At 65.9% G+C, this 20,274-nt stretch carries 21 protein-coding genes; 2 read left to right on the forward strand and 19 right to left on the reverse strand.

The annotated features are described in order from the left end of the window. Positions 1 to 12 precede the first annotated feature (12 nt). From QZX93_RS25900 to QZX93_RS25985, 18 genes are all read right to left on the reverse strand, one after another. Positions 13 to 2,154, reverse strand: a complete 2,142-nt coding sequence (locus QZX93_RS25900) for a CDC48 family AAA ATPase (RefSeq protein ID WP_295389001.1) — start codon at positions 2,152 to 2,154, stop codon at positions 13 to 15. 4 nt (positions 2,155 to 2,158) lie between these two features. After that, positions 2,159 to 2,707, reverse strand: a complete 549-nt coding sequence (gene gvpH, locus QZX93_RS25905; RefSeq protein ID WP_295389002.1) for a gas vesicle protein GvpH — start codon at positions 2,705 to 2,707, stop codon at positions 2,159 to 2,161. 115 nt (positions 2,708 to 2,822) lie between these two features. Continuing rightward, entirely contained in the window at positions 2,823 to 3,515 is a 693-nt protein-coding gene (locus tag QZX93_RS25910) for a hypothetical protein (protein WP_295389003.1), read from the reverse strand. Positions 3,516 to 3,525: 10 nt separating this feature from the next. Next, positions 3,526 to 3,909, reverse strand: coding sequence for a gas vesicle protein (locus tag QZX93_RS25915; protein ID WP_295389004.1), 384 nt, complete (start codon positions 3,907 to 3,909; stop codon positions 3,526 to 3,528). 10 nt (positions 3,910 to 3,919) lie between these two features. Beyond that, positions 3,920 to 4,339: a gas vesicle protein K gene (locus QZX93_RS25920; RefSeq protein WP_295389005.1), complete on the reverse strand. Its 420-nt coding sequence runs from the start codon at positions 4,337 to 4,339 to the stop codon at positions 3,920 to 3,922. Beyond that, on the reverse strand, positions 4,332 to 4,550 hold the full coding sequence (locus QZX93_RS25925) for a gas vesicle protein (RefSeq protein ID WP_295389006.1): 219 nt from the start codon (positions 4,548 to 4,550) through the stop codon (positions 4,332 to 4,334). Before QZX93_RS25925 ends, QZX93_RS25920 begins: the two co-directional genes overlap by 8 nt. Continuing rightward, positions 4,547 to 4,906 (reverse strand): gas vesicle protein GvpG, encoded by a 360-nt coding sequence (locus QZX93_RS25930; RefSeq protein WP_295389007.1) that lies wholly within the window; start codon positions 4,904 to 4,906, stop codon positions 4,547 to 4,549. Before QZX93_RS25930 ends, QZX93_RS25925 begins: the two co-directional genes overlap by 4 nt. Positions 4,907 to 4,980: 74 nt before the next feature. Beyond that, the gene (locus tag QZX93_RS25935; RefSeq protein WP_295389008.1) at positions 4,981 to 5,745 is read right to left on the reverse strand and encodes a GvpL/GvpF family gas vesicle protein; all 765 of its coding nucleotides are present in this window, start codon (positions 5,743 to 5,745) and stop codon (positions 4,981 to 4,983) included. 72 nt (positions 5,746 to 5,817) lie between these two features. Then, positions 5,818 to 6,081 (reverse strand): hypothetical protein, encoded by a 264-nt coding sequence (locus QZX93_RS25940; protein WP_295389009.1) that lies wholly within the window; start codon positions 6,079 to 6,081, stop codon positions 5,818 to 5,820. A 25-nt stretch (positions 6,082 to 6,106) separates the two neighbouring features. Beyond that, complete coding sequence (locus tag QZX93_RS25945; RefSeq protein ID WP_295389010.1) at positions 6,107 to 6,511, reverse strand: hypothetical protein; 405 nt, start codon at positions 6,509 to 6,511, stop codon at positions 6,107 to 6,109. A gap of 1 nt (position 6,512) precedes the next feature. Next, entirely contained in the window at positions 6,513 to 7,499 is a 987-nt protein-coding gene (gene gvpN / locus QZX93_RS25950; RefSeq protein WP_295389011.1) for a gas vesicle protein GvpN, read from the reverse strand. A gap of 192 nt (positions 7,500 to 7,691) precedes the next feature. Continuing rightward, complete coding sequence (locus QZX93_RS25955; protein ID WP_295389012.1) at positions 7,692 to 8,444, reverse strand: hypothetical protein; 753 nt, start codon at positions 8,442 to 8,444, stop codon at positions 7,692 to 7,694. 169 nt (positions 8,445 to 8,613) lie between these two features. Further along, the gene (gene gvpA, locus QZX93_RS25960) at positions 8,614 to 8,832 is read right to left on the reverse strand and encodes a gas vesicle structural protein GvpA (protein WP_020503491.1); all 219 of its coding nucleotides are present in this window, start codon (positions 8,830 to 8,832) and stop codon (positions 8,614 to 8,616) included. 562 nt (positions 8,833 to 9,394) lie between these two features. Beyond that, positions 9,395 to 9,826: a response regulator gene (locus tag QZX93_RS25965; protein ID WP_295389013.1), complete on the reverse strand. Its 432-nt coding sequence runs from the start codon at positions 9,824 to 9,826 to the stop codon at positions 9,395 to 9,397. Further along, positions 9,823 to 11,334, reverse strand: coding sequence for a PAS domain-containing protein (locus QZX93_RS25970; protein WP_295389014.1), 1,512 nt, complete (start codon positions 11,332 to 11,334; stop codon positions 9,823 to 9,825). Before QZX93_RS25970 ends, QZX93_RS25965 begins: the two co-directional genes overlap by 4 nt. Continuing rightward, the gene (locus tag QZX93_RS25975) at positions 11,309 to 12,028 is read right to left on the reverse strand and encodes a GvpL/GvpF family gas vesicle protein (protein WP_295389015.1); all 720 of its coding nucleotides are present in this window, start codon (positions 12,026 to 12,028) and stop codon (positions 11,309 to 11,311) included. Before QZX93_RS25975 ends, QZX93_RS25970 begins: the two co-directional genes overlap by 26 nt. Continuing rightward, positions 12,025 to 12,783 carry a GvpL/GvpF family gas vesicle protein gene (locus QZX93_RS25980; protein WP_295389016.1) on the reverse strand — a complete coding sequence of 253 codons (759 nt, stop codon included), beginning with the start codon at positions 12,781 to 12,783 and terminating at the stop codon, positions 12,025 to 12,027. The genes QZX93_RS25975 and QZX93_RS25980 overlap by 4 nt, the downstream gene beginning before the upstream one ends. Before the next feature lie 8 nt (positions 12,784 to 12,791). Further along, a complete protein-coding gene (locus QZX93_RS25985; RefSeq protein WP_295389017.1) occupies positions 12,792 to 14,174 on the reverse strand; it encodes a sigma-54 dependent transcriptional regulator in 1,383 nt (460 codons plus the stop codon). 422 nt (positions 14,175 to 14,596) lie between these two features. On the opposite strand from QZX93_RS25985, the gene QZX93_RS25990 reads away from it, so the two are divergent. Both QZX93_RS25990 and QZX93_RS25995 read left to right on the forward strand, forming a co-directional pair. After that, positions 14,597 to 15,787: an efflux RND transporter periplasmic adaptor subunit gene (locus tag QZX93_RS25990; RefSeq protein WP_295389018.1), complete on the forward strand. Its 1,191-nt coding sequence runs from the start codon at positions 14,597 to 14,599 to the stop codon at positions 15,785 to 15,787. Continuing rightward, positions 15,784 to 18,936, forward strand: a complete 3,153-nt coding sequence (locus QZX93_RS25995) for a multidrug efflux RND transporter permease subunit (RefSeq protein WP_295389019.1) — start codon at positions 15,784 to 15,786, stop codon at positions 18,934 to 18,936. The genes QZX93_RS25990 and QZX93_RS25995 overlap by 4 nt, the downstream gene beginning before the upstream one ends. A 45-nt stretch (positions 18,937 to 18,981) precedes the next feature. Here QZX93_RS25995 and QZX93_RS26000 read toward each other — a convergent pair whose 3' ends face one another. After that, positions 18,982 to 20,271 (reverse strand): multifunctional CCA addition/repair protein, encoded by a 1,290-nt coding sequence (locus QZX93_RS26000; RefSeq protein WP_295389020.1) that lies wholly within the window; start codon positions 20,269 to 20,271, stop codon positions 18,982 to 18,984. Positions 20,272 to 20,274: the final 3 nt, after the last annotated feature.

Here is a 20,274-nt window from a genome sequence, read left to right on the forward strand (position 1 = left end):
TTGAAACGATCGTCAGCGGATGCGGATTCCTTCCAGCGCAGCGGTCAGATCGGACATCAGTACCTCGACCACCAGGTCCTTCGGGTCCATCTCATCGCTGCAGGAGGCCACGGCCCGCCGTACCGCTGCCAGCGCGGCACGGGCGCAGACGGCGGCGACCTCGGCCCCGCTGAAGCCGTCGCTGGCCTTGACCAGGGCGGCCACGTCGATGTCGCCGGTGACCGGCTTGCCCTTGAGATGGACCTTGAAGATCTCCTGACGCCCCTCGTCGTCCGGGAGGGGAATACGGATGATCTCATCGAAGCGTCCGGGTCGCAAGATGGCTGGGTCCAGCATGTCCGCCCGGTTGGTGGCGCCCAGCACCAGTACGCCGCGCAGGTCTTCGATGCCGTCCATTTCGGACAGGAACTGACTCAACACCCGCTCGCCGACCGGGTTGTCGCTGCCGCTGCCGCCACGGGCCGGGACCAGTGCATCGATCTCGTCGAAGAACATGATGCAGGGGGCGGCCTGGCGGGCCTTGTGGAAGATCTCGCGCACGCCGCGCTCGGACTCGCCCACATATTTGGACATCAGGGCCGGACCCTTGACCGAGATCACATTGACCTGGGTCTCATTGGCGACCGCCTTGGCCAGCATGGTCTTGCCGCAGCCGGGCGGTCCGTCCAGCAGGATGCCCTTGGGCGGGCGCACGCCGGCCTGCTCGAACAGGTGCGGGTATTTGAGCGGCCAGGTCACGGCCTCGCGCAGGAGGGCCTTGGTCTCGTGCAGGCCGCCGACGTCCTCCCACTTGACGTTGGGGATCTCGATGAAGAACTCGCGGACCGCGGACGGCTCCACCTCATGCAGTGCGTCGCGGAAGTCGTCCATGCGTACTTCGAGCTGGGCCAGGCGCTCGTAGGGCACCGTGTCCAGACCCAGGTCCAACTCCGGCATCAGGCGCCGCAGACAGCTCATGGCCGCCTCGCGGCACAGCCCTTGGAGGTCCGCGCCCACGAAGCCGTGGGTCACGTCCGCCAGTTGGCGCATGCTGACGTCCTCGGCCAGCGGCATGCCGCGGCTGTGGATCTCCAGGATCTCCAGGCGTCCGTCGCGATCCGGGATGGGGATCTCGATCTCGCGGTCGAAGCGCCCAGGCCGTCGCAACGCCGGGTCGATGCTGTTGGGGATGTTGGTGGCGGCGATGACGATTAGGTTCTGGCGCGCGTTGAGCCCGTCCATGAGGGCCAGCAACTGGGCCACCACGCGCTTCTCCACCTCGCCCAAGGTGCCTTCGCGCTTGGGGGCAATGGCATCGATCTCGTCCAGGAAGATGATGCTCGGCCCCTTGGCCGCCGCCTCCTGGAAGATCTTGCGCAGGTGCGCCTCGCTCTCGCCGTAGAACTTATGGATGATCTCCGGCCCGCTGACCGAGAAGAAGTTGGCCTCCGCCTCGGCGGCGATGGTGCGGGCGATCAGGGTCTTGCCGCACCCGGGCGGGCCGTACATCATCACCCCCTTGGGGGCGTCGATGCCGAGCCGCTCAAACAGCTCCGGATAGCGCAGCGGCAGCTCGATCATCTCGCGGATGCGCTGGAGTTGCGGCTTGAGACCGCCGATGTCCTCGTAGGACACAGGGTTCGGAGCGGCGGAGGCGGCGGCACCCTTCTGGCCCTTGGGTCCGCTGATCACCAGTTGGGTGGTCGGGTTGATGATGACGGTGCCGCGCGGGCTGGTGCCGACCACCCGGAAGTCGGTGGAGCGGCTGCCGAACAGCGTGACCCGCACCCGGTCGCCCTCGCGTACCGGCAGGCCGTCCAACAGGCTGCCGATGTAGGGTAGGTCGCGCTCGCTGGGGGTGACGGTAGTGGGGGCGAGCGTGAGGCGCTCCGCCGGACTGTGTTCAGTCACCCGGATCATCACAAACTCGTCGAGCCCGGCCCCGGCGTTGTCGCGGCTGATGCCGTCGAGCTGTACCCGGCCCTGACCGCGGATCTCCTTGAAGGCCGGCAGCACCTTGGCCACGGCCCGGCGCTTGCCCTCGATCTCCACGATGTCGCCGATGGCCACGCCCAGGCGGGCCATATCGGCCGGGTCCATGCGCGCGAAGGCGCGCCCCACGTCCTTGCTTAGGGCCTCCGAGACCTTCAGCCTCAATTCGCCGTGCTCGCTCATGTGCTTATCCTTGTTTGGCATCGCCTGCAACCTTGGGGCACTTGATCTCCACCACCCCGTTGTTGCAGGTGATGGCGAGACCCTCGCTGGTGCAGTGGGCGGGGAGGACGACCTCCTTGTAATAGGAGCGTTCGCCCTTGCCGGCGCGCAGCGTCAGGATGTCCTCGGCCACCTCGGCGAGGACCTCATTGGCGGCGATTCCCGGCATTTCGGCGACCAGCACCACCTGATCCGGCTCGTCGAAGATATCGATGATGGGTTCGCGGACCTCTTGGACCACCGCCTTGCCCGTGACCTTGTCGCGTTTGATGTTGCCGAAGGGTTCTACCTTGACCTCGTCGCGGTCGCCGCCGATGCCGGAGCGGACGGTGAATCCATACATGCCATTGAATTTCTTTCCGTCCTTCCCCTCGAGCTCGAAGTTGCCCTCGCGCTTCATCTGCTCGCCCTTCTCGGCCAGTTCGCCGAGCTTCTCGACCAGCGTGGTGAGCCCGCCGAGGAAGCCTTCGACCGATCCAGCCTGATTCCGACGGTTGTTGCTGTGGTTGAACATGCGCGTTTACCTCTTGTGCGTGATTGGCCGCGAGTGGCCGGCCTGGCAAATGTGACCGCGTCCGCGCCGGTCGTCGCCAACTGCCCGCCGTTCTGGGGCGGGCCGCCGGCCAGGGTCAGGCGTCCACGTCGCCCTCCGCGCGGGGGGCGACCGTGTCCGACCCGACCGGGGTGCCCAGCGGATAGGCGACCTGGATGTCCGGGTCCAGCCAGGGCGTGATGTCGTGGAGCATCCCTAAAAACAGGATTCCTAAGTCCCCGGGGGCCAGGGTCGCGTTGATCCGATCGGCGATGAAGCGGTCGCGGGCCTTGAGTAGCTCGCGCGCATGCATCTGCAATGCGTCGCGTCCGTCGCTGTCCAGGCCCCCCTGGTCCGGGCTCAACAGGCGTTTGGCCAGGTTGTATTCCTGGAGCAACAGCGGGGCCGACTCGGTTCCCATCAACTGGGCGCCCCGCGTGTGCAGGCGCAGCAGGATGCGATGGTTGCGGCTGCCCTTGTAGGTCATCTCCTTGACGATATCGAGTTCGTGTTCGCAGATCGGCAGACCGTCCTGATAGAGCCGGGTGCGGGCGGGGTCAAGCTCTATGTCCCCGATCAGACGCTCGATCTCGCCCCACATCTGGTCAACCGTGTGGACGCGCCGCCGCCAGGCCTCCGCGCCCAGCGCGGTACTGGTGGCGGTCTGCACCGGCTTACCCAAGGCCCCCAGGTCCACGACACTGTGGATGATGGGGCAATAGATCAGGGTGCGCGGAGCGGTGAGCGCGTGGGAGGCCCTCTGCGGATCCGGTTCGGCGTGTCCGGGCATGGGTGTTGGCCTACCGCGAGGCAGGGGCCTCGGCGGCGGCGGTTTGTTTCAGCAGCAGCGACTCCAGCCGGGCCAGGCGATCCTCCAGCGCCGCGGTTTGCGACGTGGGGATAGCCGCGGGCGTGGCTTCGGGGGCGGGCAGGGCGCCGGTGGCGTCCTTGTTGGTCAGGCCCTTGAACATGGCGTTGTCCGACCACCAGTCGATGCCCATCTCGCGCGCCTTGTCGACGGAGCAGATGACCAGGCGTAACTGGATGGTGAGCAACTCGATGTCCACCAACTTGATGCGGATGTCGCCCGCGATGACGATGCCCTTGTCCAGGACCCGCTCCAACAGGTCAGCGACACTGGTACTGTTGGTCGAATGGGTGAGTGTGGCGCGTTGTACGGACATGGTGACGTCCTCAAAAAAGCTTTCCGAGCGGACCGAGGTCGAGGTTCAAATCCTCCTCCTCAAGGTCGAATAGGCGGCGCAGGCGGTCGATCTCCTCGGTCTGACGCATCAGGGTCAGGCCTACCTGCTCGATCTCCTCGTCGCTCAGGTCGCCCCCGTCCATGCGCCGGATCGCCTGGCGCTCCAGCAGCACATGGAGCAACTTGACCAGGGTCAACACCAACTGGCCAAGACCCTGTTGGACGCGTTGCGGATCGATGTCGATGCGCCGACTGGTGGCGGCGACTTTGGTCTCCAGCAGGTCTGCCAGCAGGTTGATTGGGCGTGCGGGCTCGCTTGGGTCCGTCTGGGGCTCGGTTGGTGGCGGTGCCGCGTGAGGCTTCACCGGTGCCGCTGTCGGTGTATGGTGGAGTTGGTTCAGGCTAGACATGACCGAACTCCCGCCGCGCGGTGGCCACCGAGGTGAGGACCAATTGCAGGCTGAGATAGAGTAGGTCGACATTGGCGACGGCGATGGTCAGTTCGCCGGACACCACGGCACCCTTGTTGAGGATGCGGTCTAATGCCTCGCACAGGGAGACGCGCTGGAGTTCCTCGAAGGTCTCGGCGCTGTCATGGGTCTCACCGATCGCGAGCATCATGATTGGGACCCTCCCGGCTCCGAGCGATCGGGCAGAACGGTACGGGACACATGCACTCCGTCGCCCTCGTCGTCGTCCTCTTCGTCATCCTCATCCTCATCCTCATCGTCCTCGGAACCCTCGGCATCGGCCTGGGCATCCAGTGCGTCGAGATCGTCCAGCAGTGACTGTTCGCGGGCGTCGAAGACCTCCTCGGTGATCTCGCCTTGCTCCAGCGAGATATACAGCGCGCTCAAGGATGCCATGATCGCGTCGCGCCGCGAGCGTTGTTCTTCTTTGGCCGCATTCTCGATCTCGCGAAAGACCCAGAGAATTCCATTAATGGGAGCGGCCAGCAGGTCATCGACCAGCAACACGGAAAACCTCCAATGGGGGTGGCCGGCTGCCCTGCGGCGCCGGCCTGTATGTCATCGCGTGAGGGGCGGGGCACTCACAGTTGGATATCCATCTCCACGAAGTTGTGGGGCGCCCAAGGCCCGTTGAAATCAAAGGCGTAGTTGTTGTCGAAGGGGCGCGCTGCCGCCAGCACCGCCTGCTCGAATCGCTTCACGTCGGCCCGGTCCACCAGGCATGCCAGGTTCATAATCTCCTTTTCGGTGCGGCACTTGTTGCGTTTGATCTCGCGGCAACAACTGCGCATCACGGCCTCGACCTGATCGGTATAGGCCTCCCGGTCCTGCTCGAGCAGGCGCTCAAAGCTGCGTCCGAGTGTGATCATTTCGTCCTGGGTGAGGTTTGCGCCGTCGCGGAAGTAGTCGTCGCGCAGTTCCCGCAGCTCAGGGTGACCGCCGACGAAGTACTCGAAGATGTTGGGGACGTCCCAATTCACCCGCAGGCCCATCTCAATTTTATCGTTCACCCGCGCCAACTGGTCCAGGAAGGCCGCCCGATTGTCTTTGAGTATTCGCGCGATGGCGGCGTCGTCGTCCGCGACCAGGCCGAAGGCGGCCGGCAGCGGGGTCAGGTCGTGCAGCAGCTGCTTCAACACCTCCTGGTGTGCGGCCATGTTACGCCGCTGCGGGCGTATGCGTCCGTCAGCCAGGTCGCTGACGACCGCGGCGACGCGCCCGTCGCCCATGCTGTAGACCTCGCTGTCCTCCAGTCCGATGTTACCCAAACTACGGCGGCCTTGATCGGGGATGATCGCATAGATGTAGCGCCCGACCGCCGCGGTCTGCGTGTTCGCCTGTTGCATTGCTTGACCTCTTGCTCCGGTACTGGCCGTGGGCCGTGCCTGGTTTCGCCTGGCGCTTGCCGGTTTGTCGCCTTAATCGGGACTAGCGGGGCGTGCCTTGAGCGCTGCCGGTGGTGCGGCCTTGGCGGTGGCGGCCTTGGGGGCGGCTGGGGCGGCCGCCTTGGGGGCCGCTGGGGCCGCGGCCGCGGGGCCCGCGTCCATGCCGCGCAGTTGCCCGTTCTCGACCCGGACCATCATCAGGCTCTTGCACACCGCGCAGCGCACGGGGCCCTGATAATCGTCATAGGCCTCGCTGAGATCGATGGTGTGACCACAGTACATGCAATGAATAATCATTATGTCGCGCCTCCGTCGGCGGCGGCTAGTAACGGATTCTAACGGGTTCGGAGCTGACTGCCTCGGTCTCCGGCGTCGCTTGGTCGCCACGGGCCCGAGCGCGCCGCGGGTCAGGGCGCGGTACGGCCCGCGACGGGCGGCCGCCAGCGGAGCGCGAACCGCCCGCATCGCCGGGCATCGTCAGCGGGATAGACTCTACACCGAGAAGGTTCAGCAGTTGTTCTTTTTCGATGTCGATCTCGGCACACCGCGCATCGATGTTGGTCACCCGCAGCATCGCGCTGGCCCGCTCCTGCAACCGCCGATGGCGCTCCGTCTCCAGTGAAAACAGGCGCATGTACATCTTGTGTGGCGTGTGCAGGTCATCGGCCTTGCCCGCGAGCGTCTTGATGTCGCGAACCGTGCGTGCCGGTTGGGCGCGATTGGCCATCTCAGTTCTCCGTGCCGACCGCTTTGGGGCGCCGCGACTTGCCGCTGCTCAGGCGCGCGACGACTTCATCCACCGGCGATTCGCCCAGGCTGTTGCCGTCGCGACGGACCTTGGCGGTGTCCATGTCAAGGATATCGCGGCAGATGTCACGGAAAAAGAGGTTGTCTGAGCGGGCGCTGAACTTGCGGGTGGCCATGACGCGCGCAATGGCGATACAGGCGCGCAGTGTCGGGCGATGATGGTTGACGCTTTGGCCGCGTAACTCGCGCACGATATCCACCACGATGGCCGCCTCGCTGGCCGGCAGACCGGACTTGGCCTGGGTGACCTTGATCTCGGTCTCCCGGTCATAGTGGTTGATCTTCATGGTGATCATGCGGTCCATCAGGGCATCCTGGGTCTTGTGGGTGCCCGCGTACTCCTCCGGATTGGAGGTGAAGATCACCCGGAACTCGGGGTGGACCTGGAGATAACCCGCGCCCTGATGGCGCCGGTTGGGCAGGTTCAGGATGCCCTCGCCCAGTATACTGAGAAAGAGGTTGTTGACCTCCGGACGGGAGCGGTTGAACTCGTCGTAGATCAGGGTCTCGCCGTTGATACAGGCGGTGGTGACCCGGTTGTCGATCCAGAAGGTCCGCACCTCTTCCTCGGTCTTGACGACCGAGTGGATGTAGTTATCGACCAAGGTGTTGCGTCGGTAGCCGTTGTCCTGGCCGACCAGATCGGCCACGCCGAACTCGTCGTTGCCATGGATCAATTTGACCGGGCGCCCACGCTTGGCCGCGGCGTGGAAGGCGAGGGTGGTCTTGCCGGTGCCGGCGGGACCCGCCAGATGAACCGGGTAACCGGCGTCGAGATACGCGGCTGCGCGATCGGCCAAACTCTCCACGAGCGGGGTACAGACGAACTCCTCGCTGGCTTCGGGTTGTACGTTGTCACTATTCACCGCGGGAACCTCCATGGCGTGTTCCAGGTTCTGGGCGCTCATCGATTCTATCCTGGCATTAGGGGCGCAGGGTGCCGCGATTCGGCCGCAGGTCCCGCGCGATGGTTTGTATTCTGATTGGTTTGGTCCGCGTGCGTCCCGCGTCGGGGTCCGTCCCTGGACCCTATTAGATGGGGGCCTTCAGCGCAGCAGTCAACGGTTTCGCGGTGTCCGCGACGCTCCGTGCCCGCCTTGCTAGTGCTGCGTGGACTCCTCGCCCATGGGATGGGCGGCTGGCCGCATCTCCTCTGCGGGTTTCTCGGCCGGCTTCTCCGCCGCTTTCACCGGCGCCTCAGCCTTGGCCTCGCCCTTATGCCGGGCCTTCGGTGCCGGTTTGGCCGGCTCCGGCTCGACTGCGGCCTTCGCCCGCACCGGCGTCGGCGCGAGTGCCGGCTGCGGGGCTGCCCCGCCCCAGGCCTGGCGGCCGGCGCTACGCTCACCGGCATAGTCATTGACTAGCGCGGCGGTCTGACGTTGGATGTCGGCCACGGCCCCGACGATGTCAGAGACGAACGCCTGTCCCGCGGCCCGTACCTCGACGGCCATGACGCCACGCGCACGCTTGAAACCGTCTTGCAGGTCGGCGACCTCATTGCGCATTTCAGCCGCTGACTGCGCCCGCTCGGTGCGGGCCTCAGCGGCCGACAAGGCGAGTGCCTCACGGACGGTGGCCTGGCGGTTGGCCGCCGAGATGCGGATATCGGCTACCGCACCCCCCAGCCGGGCCAGGAAGGCGTTGCGATCGGCGCGCGCACTCTCGGCCATGTCTGCATGTGCTTCGCGGAAGTCGGCCTGCAGCGTTCCTACGCTGTTCTTCAGGTTATTCATGAAGGCCTGTGCGGACTCCGTGACCTCCTGGCGGGTGTCCGCGATCAAGGTTTGGCGGGCGATGCGATCCGACTCGATCTCGTCGCGCAGTCGCCCCATGTCTTCGGTAAAACGGCCCATTGCTTGCTCCTCGTAATCACGTTGCGGTAGGTCGGCCTGGAGTAGGCGGGTCCCCGCGCAGCCGTAAGGCCGGGTTCGGCGCGGCTTGCCACCTGACCCGGCAAAAGATGCCGCTCAGGTTCGATGCTTCGGGCATCGGAGCGGCATCCCTTTGGAGCTAGAAGCTCGATCAGGCCGGGGCCGCCGCCGGGGCGGTGAGGCCGATCGCTTCGGCATACTTCAGGTAGGTCTCGACGGAGGCGATGACCACGCGGGCTTCGACGGCGAGCAGCTCGATACCGACCAGAGAGACCTTCAACCACGCATCGATCACGATGCCCTTGTCCAGGATGCGGTCAACAACTTCGGCCAGACTGGAGGAATCAGTGGAGTTGGCGACTTTTGCCATTTTGTTTACCCTCTGAGAGATGAGAAATGCACATAACGTGCGCCGGAAGCGGACCTACCGGGCCTCAAGTCAAATCGTGATTCCATTCGCACCGGCCCTCACCGATCACATCGCCTGTACCTTTCAATATGGTTGATTGGTTCAGTGCTTCTCGGGGTGGCATCCTGCCGGTGTGGTCGCTTGACTGTAGTGATGCACGCTGCGTGCCAGTGCCGGTGGGTACGTGCCCGAATTAATAACTGCTTATAAAACAGATGGCAGGGGCATGGTGTCTGGCCGCTGATCGGGTGTCGTGGGGAGTTGACCAATCCGGGTTATGGAATGCATTCCATATCTCTGGCATCGGCTCCCTAGCGTACCGGGCACCGGGCACCGGGCACCGGGAACTTGATGGGCTAGCTTGGTTTTCTCAGGAGTCTCACGCCAAGGCGCCAAGCACGCCAAGAAATACAATCGGGAGGGGGACGTCACCGGATCATCCGCCGGGTGGCGCTTAACGCTGATAACGCACTGAAAAACCTTGGCGAGCTTGGCGCCTTGGCGTGAGCCATGCGGGCTAGGGTCACTCCGACCAGGTGGCCGCGATCCGGTCGATCAGGGCCAGAATCTCCGCGTGGAGGAAGGGCTTGGCGACGAAGCCCTGGATCAGGCCGCTTTGCAGGGCCTGGTCGACCGCCGGGTCGTCGGCAAAGAAAAATCCGGAAATCAAGACGATGAATGGATCGTCCAGGAGGTCGCGCAGGTGCTTGATGAGGACCAGACCGGCGATATCCGGGAGCTTGGCGTCGACGAAGACGGCACGGTAGGGGGTCTGGCGGCTGAGGTCGATCGCCTCTTGGGCGCAGAGTGCGTGATGCACCGGGAAGCCCCGGCGGGCGATCAGGCGCCCGAGTATCCAGTTAATGTCCGGTTCATCATCGACGGTGAGAAAGGCCGGCGTCGCTGGCGTACCCTCGGCGCTCACCTCAATTGCCGCGTCAGCGGGAGGACTCATAATGCCAGCGGCAAATGGACACGGAAACGGGTGCCGATCCCGGGTGCGCTCTCGACCTCAATGCGTCCGTGATGCTGCTGGATGATGGTATAGCAGATCGAGAGGCCGAGCCCGGTGCCCTTGGCTGAGGAGCGCGTATAGAAGGGATCGAAGATCTTGCTGATGTCGGCGGCATCGATGCCCACCCCGGTGTCGATGACATGCACCAGGACCTGATCGCCGTCGCGATCCAGGGTCAGGGTCAGCAGGCCGCCATTGGGCATGGCGGCGATGGCATTGAGCAGAATGTTGATGAAGGCCTGCTCCAGCAGGCTCGGTACCCCGCGCACCCACAGCGGCTGCTCACAGAACCGGGTCTCGACATCGAGTTGATTGAGCCGCGCCTGGTGGTTGACCACCGACAGCGCCTGGGTGAGCAGCGCGACCGTGTCGATGCGGGTCATCTTGTCGGCGCCCGCGGCGCCGGCGGCGTCCGCCGGGCGGGCGAAGCGCAGCAGATTCTCGATGATCTCGGACGCCTTATGAACCCCGGCGATGGTCTTTTGCACGCACTCCAGGCGCAATTCGGGTGCCAGGTCCTCATCGAGCAGGAACTGGGCGGCGGACGAGCAGACCGCCAGTGGGTTGCGGATCTCGTGGGCAATGCCGCCGGCCATCACGCCCAGGGCGGCGAGCTTTTGCGATTGGAGCAACTGGGCCTCCAGCCGATGGCGCTCGGTGAGGTCCCGTCCGGCGGCGACCATGCCCGTGGTCTCGCCGTCGGCATTGAGCATGGGTGCCAGCGTCCAGGAGACCGAGATACGCTCCTCGGACAGCGTGGTCAATTCCCACTCGGCGGCGCGACTGGCGGCCAGTGCCGGACCACCGACGAGTGCCTGTTCGATATCCGGCCGGTCGGCGGGGGCGAAAAATTCGGGTAGACGCCGTCCGATGGCCTCGCACGCCTGATACCCGGTGAGCCGCTCTGCCGCCTTGTTCCAACTGAGGATACGGCCGCGGTTGTCGGTGGAGAGCAGGATGTCGCTGGCGCTCTCCACCACGCTTGCAAGGTGGCGCTCAACCCGCTGGATATCCTGGCTCAAGCGGACCTGCTCGGTGATGTCTTCCATCAGAAACAGGGCGTATTGGACCTGATCGTTCCAATTGAATGGCAGGGCACGAAAATAATAGGTGCGCATCGGCACGCCGGGGGCGCGGAAGGTCATGCGCTGCGATGGGCTTTGCTCGTTGCGCTCAAAGACGCGGCGCACGCAGTCGAGGATACGGGTGCGCTCGACGATAGTCGGCGGAAAGACATCCTCAAAGCGGTGGCCGATCGTGTCGCGGGGGGTGCGATTGCCCTTCTGCAGGAAATTGCGATTGGCCATGGCAATGCGCAGCCGGCTGTCGACGAGCAGGATCGATGACGGGATGGCGTCGAAGAGCGTCCGAAACAGGTTCTCGTAGGGTTCGCGGGCGTTGCCCCCATCGGCGACGCCCGGTTCAAGCCAGGGACCGGAGGTCATCATCAATCGCTCCTACAAAATTATAGGGAGGCCAGGGGCCGGTGATTAATCCCGCCCCCGGAACGGCCGCGGGGTCTGCCCGCAGGGCCTCGACGAAGGCCTCACTGTGTTCGCGTGGGACCAGGAAATAGAGTGAGAGCAGGGAGCGCCCGCCGATCTGCCCGAATTCCTGGCGTAGGTCACGGTAAAGACCCGCCACGACCCGCTCAATGGCGCCGCGCGCCTGCCCGGCGTGGGCGGTGGCGCGGGCCTCGGCGTCGAGGCGCCGCCGGATCGCGGCGAGGTGGCCGTGACCGGGCCCGCGCCCCCCGCCGTCGGCGGTGCCGGGGGTGTCCTCGTCGGGGGGCGTCGGGAGCAGCAGGCGGATGCCGAGTTCCACACAATCGTCCAGTCGATCGAGCATGGCGAGCAGCCGCTCGCGGTGTCCGGCGAGCAGTGTGCGTACCGCGTCATCGCAACCAAGCACGCAGCCGAAACGCATTGGAATCAGGGGCGTCGCGCGGTGGATCTGGGCGACCAGGTCGGCATAGGTTTGCAGCCGGGTGCTGTCGGCCGTGCGAATCCGATGCGGGTCTACGTCGGCCACCACCGCGATCAGGCCGTCCACTTCCAGGCCGCGCAGCCCGTCTGGTAGCGCGCCGTCGCGCGGCCGATCGCGCAGGATACAATGGAGCATGGGGCGTGCGTCGACCGTCATGGTGTAGCGCAAAAGCTGTAAAGGGGCCAGGGACCGGAACAGTGTAGCTCCAAACCCTGTGCTACGTAGGGGGCGCCGAGTCGGTCAAGGGCCGCGCGCAATGCCTGGCCCCCTCCGGGCCCCACCAGGCAGGCCCGGTTCGCGACGGCTGGATCGCGTGCGGGGCGGGTGACGATCGCCTCGCTGTAGTCGCGCAGCGCGGTGTCGAGGTCGGCGACGACCGCACTCAGCCAGGGGCCCAACGCCCGCTCGGCCTGGACCTTCTGACGTTGCGCCAAGAGATAGCCACGGCCGCCGACGGGGGCGGCCACGCTGTCAGGAAAGAGCTCGGCCTGGCGCGCGGCGATCGCCCGGTCGCGGTCCAACAAGACCTTGACCGCCCATTCCTCGCGCCCGTCCATCCGCTTGAAAAACTCGAGCAGGGTGTGGCGGCGCCGGGCGGCCTCCATCGCGAGCGCGGTGACGGAGGAGAACAGGGTGCCGAAGGGCAGCGGGAAGACGGTGGTGGCGGTCATCGCGTGCGCGATCACCCGGTCGTGGGCCTGGACGCGTGGCAGCAGCCAGTCCAGGTCGCCGAGCCGCTGTTCGGCCTCGTCGCCGGCAAAGCGTTCCGCGGGGCAGTTGCTCAGAATGGCCTTGAGGCCGGCCGTGGGACTGATATAGACCGGGTCCTCCCAGCCGCAGGTGTCAAGTCCCAGGTCGGCCGACAGATCCAGGGATGCTGGCGCAAAACAGAACGCATAGAGCGCGCGCATGCCGCCGACTAGGCCCCCAGACCATAGGTCTTGAGCTTGGTGTGAACCGTCTTGTAGTCCACCTGGAGCATGCGCGCCACCGCCGCCTTGTTACCGCGGGAGCGCTGTAGTGCCTCGAACAGCACCTGGCGCTCCACATCGGCCATGCGCGTGCGCACAATCTCTTTGAGTGACAGGCCCATTTGGTACAGGCTGCTGGTGCTTGCAGCAGTGCCAGGCAAGGCCCGCTCGGATTCGCCCTCCGGCAGCGCCAGATGGTGGGTGTCGATGGCATAACTGGCGATCAGGACCGCCCGGCGCACGACGCTGCGCAATTGACGCACATTGCCCGGCCAGGGGTAGGCGAGGAGGGCCGCCGCCGCCTCCGCGGTGAAGCTGCCGACCTGCTTGCCCAGTTCCCGATTGGCCTCGGCGAGAAACTGACCGGCGATGTGCAGGATGTCGTCTTCTCGCGTACGCAGGGGCGGGATGGCGATCCGGTAGTCGCACAGCCGATAGAGCAGGTCCTCCCGGAAGGTCCCCTTGTTGACCGCCTCGGTCAGGTCCTGGTTGCTGGCGGAGATCAGGCGCACGTCCACGGCGATCGGCTTGGTCCCGCCCACCCGGTAGATGACCCGCTCTTGGAGCACGCGCAACAGCCGCGCCTGGGCCGGCCAGGCCAGGTTCCCGATCTCATCGAGGAACAGGGTCCCACCATGGGCCGCCTCGAACTTGCCTGGCTGCTGCCGCTCGGCACCGGTGAAGGCGCCGCGTTCGTGACCGAATAACTCGTTTTCGATCAGCGAATCGGGGATCGTGCCGCAGTCGACGGCGACGAACGGGTGCCCGGCCCGCGGGCTCAGGTCGTGAACGGCGCGGGCCACCACCTCCTTGCCGGCGCCGGTCTCGCCGAACAGGCTCACGGCGAAGTCAGTGGGTGCCACCCGCTCCACGTCCTCAATGGTGCGGGTGATCGCTGGGCTGGCGCCCATGCGCTCACGCAACCCACAATCGCCGCCCGGGGCGGCGGGGGGCTCCTGGCCGTAGGCCAGCGCCTCCCGCACCTTGCTCAACAATCCCTGGTTATCAAATGGCTTGGCGAGATACTCGAAGGCGCCTTCCTTGATCGCGGTCACCGCCCCGGCCAGGTCGGCGAAGCCGGTCAGCAGGATCACCGGCAGGTGCGGGCTCGCGACCTTGAGGCGACGCAGCATGTCCAGGCCAGTCATATCGGGCAGGCGATAGTCGAGGATGGCCAGACTTGGACCGCAGGTCCGCGCCAGACACAGTCCCTCGCCGGCGTCCTGCGCGGTGATGACCCGAAAGCCGGCGCGCTGCAGGACCAACTGGAGGATGCGCCGCATGCTCTCGTCGTCGTCCACGACCAGGATGACGTCTGATGAATCGCTCATTGCCCCGTTCATGCTGTTGCCCCGGCCTGTTGTTGTTGCGTGTGCCCGCTGGCGGGAGGCCGGATCGAGACCGGCAGACTGTGTATGGACCCACGCCTCTTAGGGTCCCCGTCGCGGCGGGCGATCACGGCGATATTCTACCGCGAACCCGGCGCCCCATCCGGCTGACCGCGGTCGCTCCAACCGCGCGATGAATCGGGGTCGACGCTACCTGGATATGCCCTGGCCCCGCTGTCTCGTTGGCTACTATGGACCAGTTGGCGGCTGACGAGCCAGTAAAGTTTAGTAAATTGGCGGTGCGGCTGGATTTGCAAGGCGGCGTGCCGGTCGGCGCCCCTCAGCCGGCGAGTACGCGGGCGGGTCGCGCCGCCACGGACCGGGCATTAGAATAGCCGGGCCATCCCCACCCACGGATACCGCCCATGCCACCTCGCTTGTCTCCCTCCTCCCTGCCGCGGCGCTGCGCGCCGGGGCTGGACCTGGCCGTCACCGTCGCGCTGCTCCTGCTCGGTGGCTGTGGCGCTGAGACCTCCCAGGGGCCGGCCGCCGCCGCACCCCCTCCCGCCGTGGTGGTGGTGGCCGCCACGCAGGGTGCGGTGGAGGAGCAGGGGCAGTTCGTCGGCCGGGTGGTGGCGCCCGAGCGGGTGGAACTCCAGGCGCGGGTCCAGGGGTTTCTGAAGGAGCGTGCGTTCGCCGAGGGCCAGCAGGTCAAGGTCGGAGAGCTGTTGTTTGTGATCGAGCCGGACCAGTATCAGGCGGTGGTGACCCAGCGCGAGGCGGACCTGGCCAAGGCCGTGGCCGACGAGCAAAACGCCCGCGCCCAGTTGGCCCGCGGCTTGGAGTTGGTCAAGCAGAAGAATATCGCCCAGTCCGAGGTGGACAAACTCCAGGCGGCCCAATCCATCGCCAAGGCCGGCATCGCCCAAGCCCAGGCGGCCCTGGACGCGGCCAAGCTGGACCTCAACTACACCCGTATCCTTGCCCCGGTGGCCGGGCGGATCGGGCTTTCCAAGTACAGCGTTGGCACGCTGGTCGGCCCGTCCAGCGGCATGCTGGCCACCATCGTGAGCAGTGACCCGATCGACGTGCAGTTCCCCGTGACCCAGCGCGAACTCTTGGAGGCGCGCCGCGACATCGAGGCGGGGGGCGGCGACCCCTCCAAGGTGGTGGTGCTGGCCCGCCTCTCGGACGATTCGCTCTATCCGCAGAAGGGCAAGCTCAATTTCATCGACGTGACCACCGACCGGGGGACCGACACCGTGACGCTGCGCGCGGTCTTCCCCAATCCCAAGGGGCTCCTGGTGGATGGTCAGTATGTCGGCGTCCTGGTCCAGGACGATACCCCGACCATGGCGATCCTGGTGCCCCAGTCGGCCCTGCAGATGGATCAGCAGGGGACCTCCGTGCTGATCGTGACCGCTGAACACAAGGTCGAGGTGCGGCGGATCGAGACCGGCGCGACGGTGGGCGCAGAGGTGGTGGTGAGCAAAGGCTTGTCCGTGGGCGATCTGGTGATCACCGAGGGGATCCAGAAGGTCCGGCCCGGCGTGGTGGTGACGACCGCCCCGGCGCAGACCGCAACCGCACAGCCCGCGGGCACGGTGGCACCATGATCTCGGATGTATTCATCGACCGCCCACGGCTCTCGATTGTCATCTCGGTCGTCATTCTGCTCGCCGGGCTCATCGCCATCACGGCCATCCCGCTCGCCCAGCTCCCGGATATCGTCCCGCCCCAGGTGCAGGTGAGCGGCAGCTACAGCGGCGCCAGCGCCTCAGTGGTGGAGTCCACCGTGGCCCAACCCATCGAGGCCCAGGTCAATGGCGTGAGCAACATGCTCTATATGAGCTCGACCAGCGGCAACGACGGCAGCTATACGCTCAATGTCACCTTTGCCCTGGGTACCGACCCCGATATCAACACGGTCAACGTGCAGAATCGGGTCAGCCTGGCCTCGTCCCAGCTACCGCAGGAGGTGACGCGCGCGGGCCTCACGGTGCAGAAACAGTCCACCGCCATGCTCCAGGTCGTGGCCCTGTACTCCCCACAGAGTACCTATGACGCGTTATTCCTGAGCAATTATGCCAAGATCAATGTCATCGATACCCTGGCACGCATACCTGGGGTCGGCCAGGTCAGCCAGTTCGGTGCCCTGGATTACAGCATGCGCATCTGGCTCGACTCGGCGCGTCTGACCGCGCTCGGTATCACGCCGTCGGATGTCATGACGGCGATCCAGAGCCAGAACATCCAGGCGGCGGTCGGGCGCATCGGCGCCCAGCCGATGTCCAACGACGCCCAATTCCAGATCACCCTCCAGACCAAAGGACGGCTCTCGGAGGCCAAGGAGTTCGAGTCCATCGTGGTGCGCGCCAACCCGGATGGCTCCACCGTGCGGGTGAAGGACCTGGGCCGGGTCGAGTTGGGCGCCAAGACGTTGGACTCCATGAGCCGACTGGATGGGGCGCCCTCCGCCGGTGTGGCGATCTATCTCTCCCCGGGGGCCAACGCCATCAAGGTGGCGCAGGGGGTCGCGGCGGCCATGGCGGACCTGGAGCAGCGTTTCCCGGAAGGACTCAAGTACCGGTTGGTCTATGACACCACCGATTTTGTCAACGCGAGCCTGGAGAAGGTGGTCCATACGCTGTTGGAGGCATTCGCGCTGGTGATCGTCGTCGTGTTCCTTTTTCTGGGCAGTTGGCGGGCCGCCCTGATCCCCCTGGTCGCCGTGCCGGTGGCCCTGGTGGGTTCCTTCATCTTTCTGTTCGCGCTCGGCTTTTCGGCCAATACCGTCTCGCTGCTGGCCGTGGTGCTGGCCATCGGCATCGTGGTGGACGATGCGATTGTGGTGGTGGAGAACGTCGAGCGCATCATGGAGGAAGACCAGCTTCCCCCCCGGGAGGCGGCCAAGAAGGCGATGGGACAGATCGCCGGCCCCATCTTCGCCATTACCCTGGTGCTGCTCTCCGTCTTCGTGCCGGTCGCCTTCATCCCCGGTATCACCGGCCAGATCTTTGCGCAATTCGCCGCCGTGGTCGCCTTCTCCATGCTGATCTCGGCGGTCAATGCACTGACCTTGTCACCGGCCCTGTGCGCGGTGTTGCTCAAGCCCAGCCACCAGCGACGCGGCGTCATGGGGCGGGTCTTGAATGGGATCGACGCCGTGCGCGACGGCTACGCCGGCATCGTCAAGCGCCTGGTGCGCGTCGCCATGCTGGTGGTGGTGCTGATTATTGGGATTAGCCTCAGCACCGGGTGGTTGTTCAAGGCCACCCCCACCGGTTTCCTGCCGGTCGAAGATCAGGGCGCCTTCATGGTGGAGATCCAACTCCCCCAGGGGGCCTCCTTGAATCGCACCCTGGAGGTGGTCAAGCAGGTCGAGCACATCATCAAGTCCGATCCTGCGGTGGCCCATGTACTGGGTATCCCAGGCTTTAGCATCATCGATAGCGCCGTGGAGTCCAACGCCGGCTTTGCCATTGCCCGCCTCAAACCCTTTGCGGAGCGCACCATGGCGGACCTGACGGTCGATGCGGCCATTGCCCGCGTCCAGGCCCAGACCAACGCTATCCCGGGCGCCATGATCATGCCGTTCAATCTGCCAGCGATCGTCGGGCTGGGTACCGGCAGCGGGTTCCAGTACCAACTCCAGGACTTGCAGGGCCGCACGCCCGAAGAACTGGCGGCGGCGATGCGCGCGCTGGTCGTCGCCGCCAATCAGGACCCCCACCTGCAAAATGTCTACTCCACCTGGTCGACCAACAACCCCCAGGTCTTCCTCGATATCGACCGGGAAAAGGCCCAGACCCTGGGCGTGAGCATCAGCGACATCTTCACCGCCCTGCAGGCGACCCTGGGCGGCTACTATGTCAATGACTTCAATAAATTCGGCCGTATCTGGCAGGTCAAGATCCAGGGCGACACCAAGGACCGCAACCGCTTCGAGGACGTTTATCGCATCCATGTACGCAATAGCCAGGGTGACATGGTGCCGATCCGCGCACTGATGGCGCCCAAGCTCCTCCTTGGCCCCCAATTGATCAAACGCTACAACAACTATCGCAGCGTCAGCATCCAGGGGGAACCGGCCCCGGGCCGCTCGACCGGCGATGCCCTGGCCGCCATGGAAGACCTCTCTGCCACGACCCTGCCGAGCGGTTTCGGTTATGAGTGGACCGGCACCGCCCTGCAGGAGAAGGAAGCCGGCGGCAAAACCGTGCTGGTGCTCGGGCTGGCGGTCCTGTTCGCCTATCTCTTCCTGGTGGGCCTCTATGAGAGTTGGTCCATGCCCGCGGTGGTGCTGCTCTCGGTCACGGTCGGCATACTCGGCGCCATGATCGCCCTGCGGGTCACTGGGCTGCCCAACGACCTCTATGCCCAGGTGGGCCTGGTAGTGCTGATTGGACTGGCGAGTAAGAACGCCATTCTTATAGTCGAATTCGCCATGGAGCAGCGCCGCCATGGCAAGTCCATCCTGGAGGCCGCCAGCACGGCCGCCCATATGCGTATCCGTGCGGTGCTTATGACCAGCTTCGCCTTCATCCTCGGCCTGATTCCGCTGATCATTGCCAGCGGTGCCGGTCAGGCCAGTCAGCGCGCCGTCGGCACTGCCGTCTTCGGTGGCATGTTGGCCGCCTCGCTCCTGGGTATCTTCCTGATCCCCATGCTCTATGTCGTCTTCCAGCGGTTTAGGGAAGTGGTCCATGGGCAGCCGAGCGGCGGCGATGCGCAGGACCCGCCCGGTGCGACTGCGAAGCAATGACCAGTGGCTGCGTCGCGGCCGGGGGCCGCTCCTACGGGGGCAAAGTCAATCGACTGCCGTGGCTTGGTCCTGTCCGGCGCGCGCGTGCCGGATGGCCGCAATCCGTGCCCGGCGGATCTGTAGCGGGATGCGCTGTGGATCGGCCGTGGCCGTGGCGATGGCCTGCACCTCCACCGCGGCGGCCGCGTCCCGCAGTCGGCGCAGGGTGGCGGCTTGCGGATAGTGCCGCTCGGCACAGCCGCCGCGGCCGCGGTAGTCGGCCTCGCAGGCGAGGAGCATCTGCGCGAAGCGCGCGGGGCGGCGGAAGGCGTCGGTGCGCTCCAGGAGATCCAGGATGGTGGCGTGACGCAATTGGTCGACGGTGTGGACCAGGCCGTGGTCGCGCGCGGTGATGCGGGCCAGTTCGCGGTGACGGTTGGGGACGCGGAAACGATCGCAGATCCCTTCCAGCAGCTCGACGCTGCGCTCCTCGTGCCCGTGGTGGCGGGGCAGGACGCTCCCCGGGGTGGTGCCCTTGCCAAGGTCGTGACAGAGTGCGGCGAAGCGGACCGTAAGATCCGGGGAGAGGCGCGCGGCCATGTCCACCACCATCATGGCGTGGATGCCGGTGTCGATCTCGGGATGCCATTTTTCGGTCTGCGGCACGCCCCACAGGCGGTCCAATTCAGGCAGCAGGCGGGCCAGGGCGCCGCAGTCGCGTAAGACCTCAAAAAAGCGGGCGGGCCGCTCCTCCCCCAGGGCCTTGGCCAGTTCCTGCCAGACCCGCTCGGGGACCAGCGCATCCACCTCCCCGGCGGCGACCATCCCGCGCATGAGCTCCTGCGTCTGCGGGGCGACCCGGAAGCCCAGGTTGGCATAACGGGCGGCGAAGCGCGCCACCCGTAGGATGCGTACCGGGTCCTCGCTGAAGGCGGGCGAGCAATGGCGCAGGACGCGCGCCTCCAGGTCTGCCTGGCCGCCGAAGGGGTCGGTGAGGGTGCCGTCCGGGGCCTCGGCGAGGGCGTTGATGGTGAGGTCGCGCCGGCGCAGGTCCTCCTCCAGGGTCACCGCGGGGTCGGCGTGGACGACAAAGCCGCGATAGCCGGGGGCGGTCTTGCGCTCGGTTCGGGCCAGGGCATATTCGGCCTTGGTCTGGGGGTGCAGGAAGACCGGGAAGTCGCGACCGACCTGCTTGAAGCCGCGGCGCAGCAGGTCGTCGGCGGTGGCGCCGACCACCACATAGTCCCATTCGGCCGGCACCCGGCCGAGCAGCCGATCACGCACGGCCCCCCCGACCAAATAGACCTGAAGGCCGGTTGCGGGGTCCGCTGCTGGGCGGTGGGGCAGGGCGGACATGGA

Source organism: uncultured Thiodictyon sp. (assembly GCF_903946935.1).
Lineage (GTDB): Bacteria > Pseudomonadota > Gammaproteobacteria > Chromatiales > Chromatiaceae > Thiodictyon.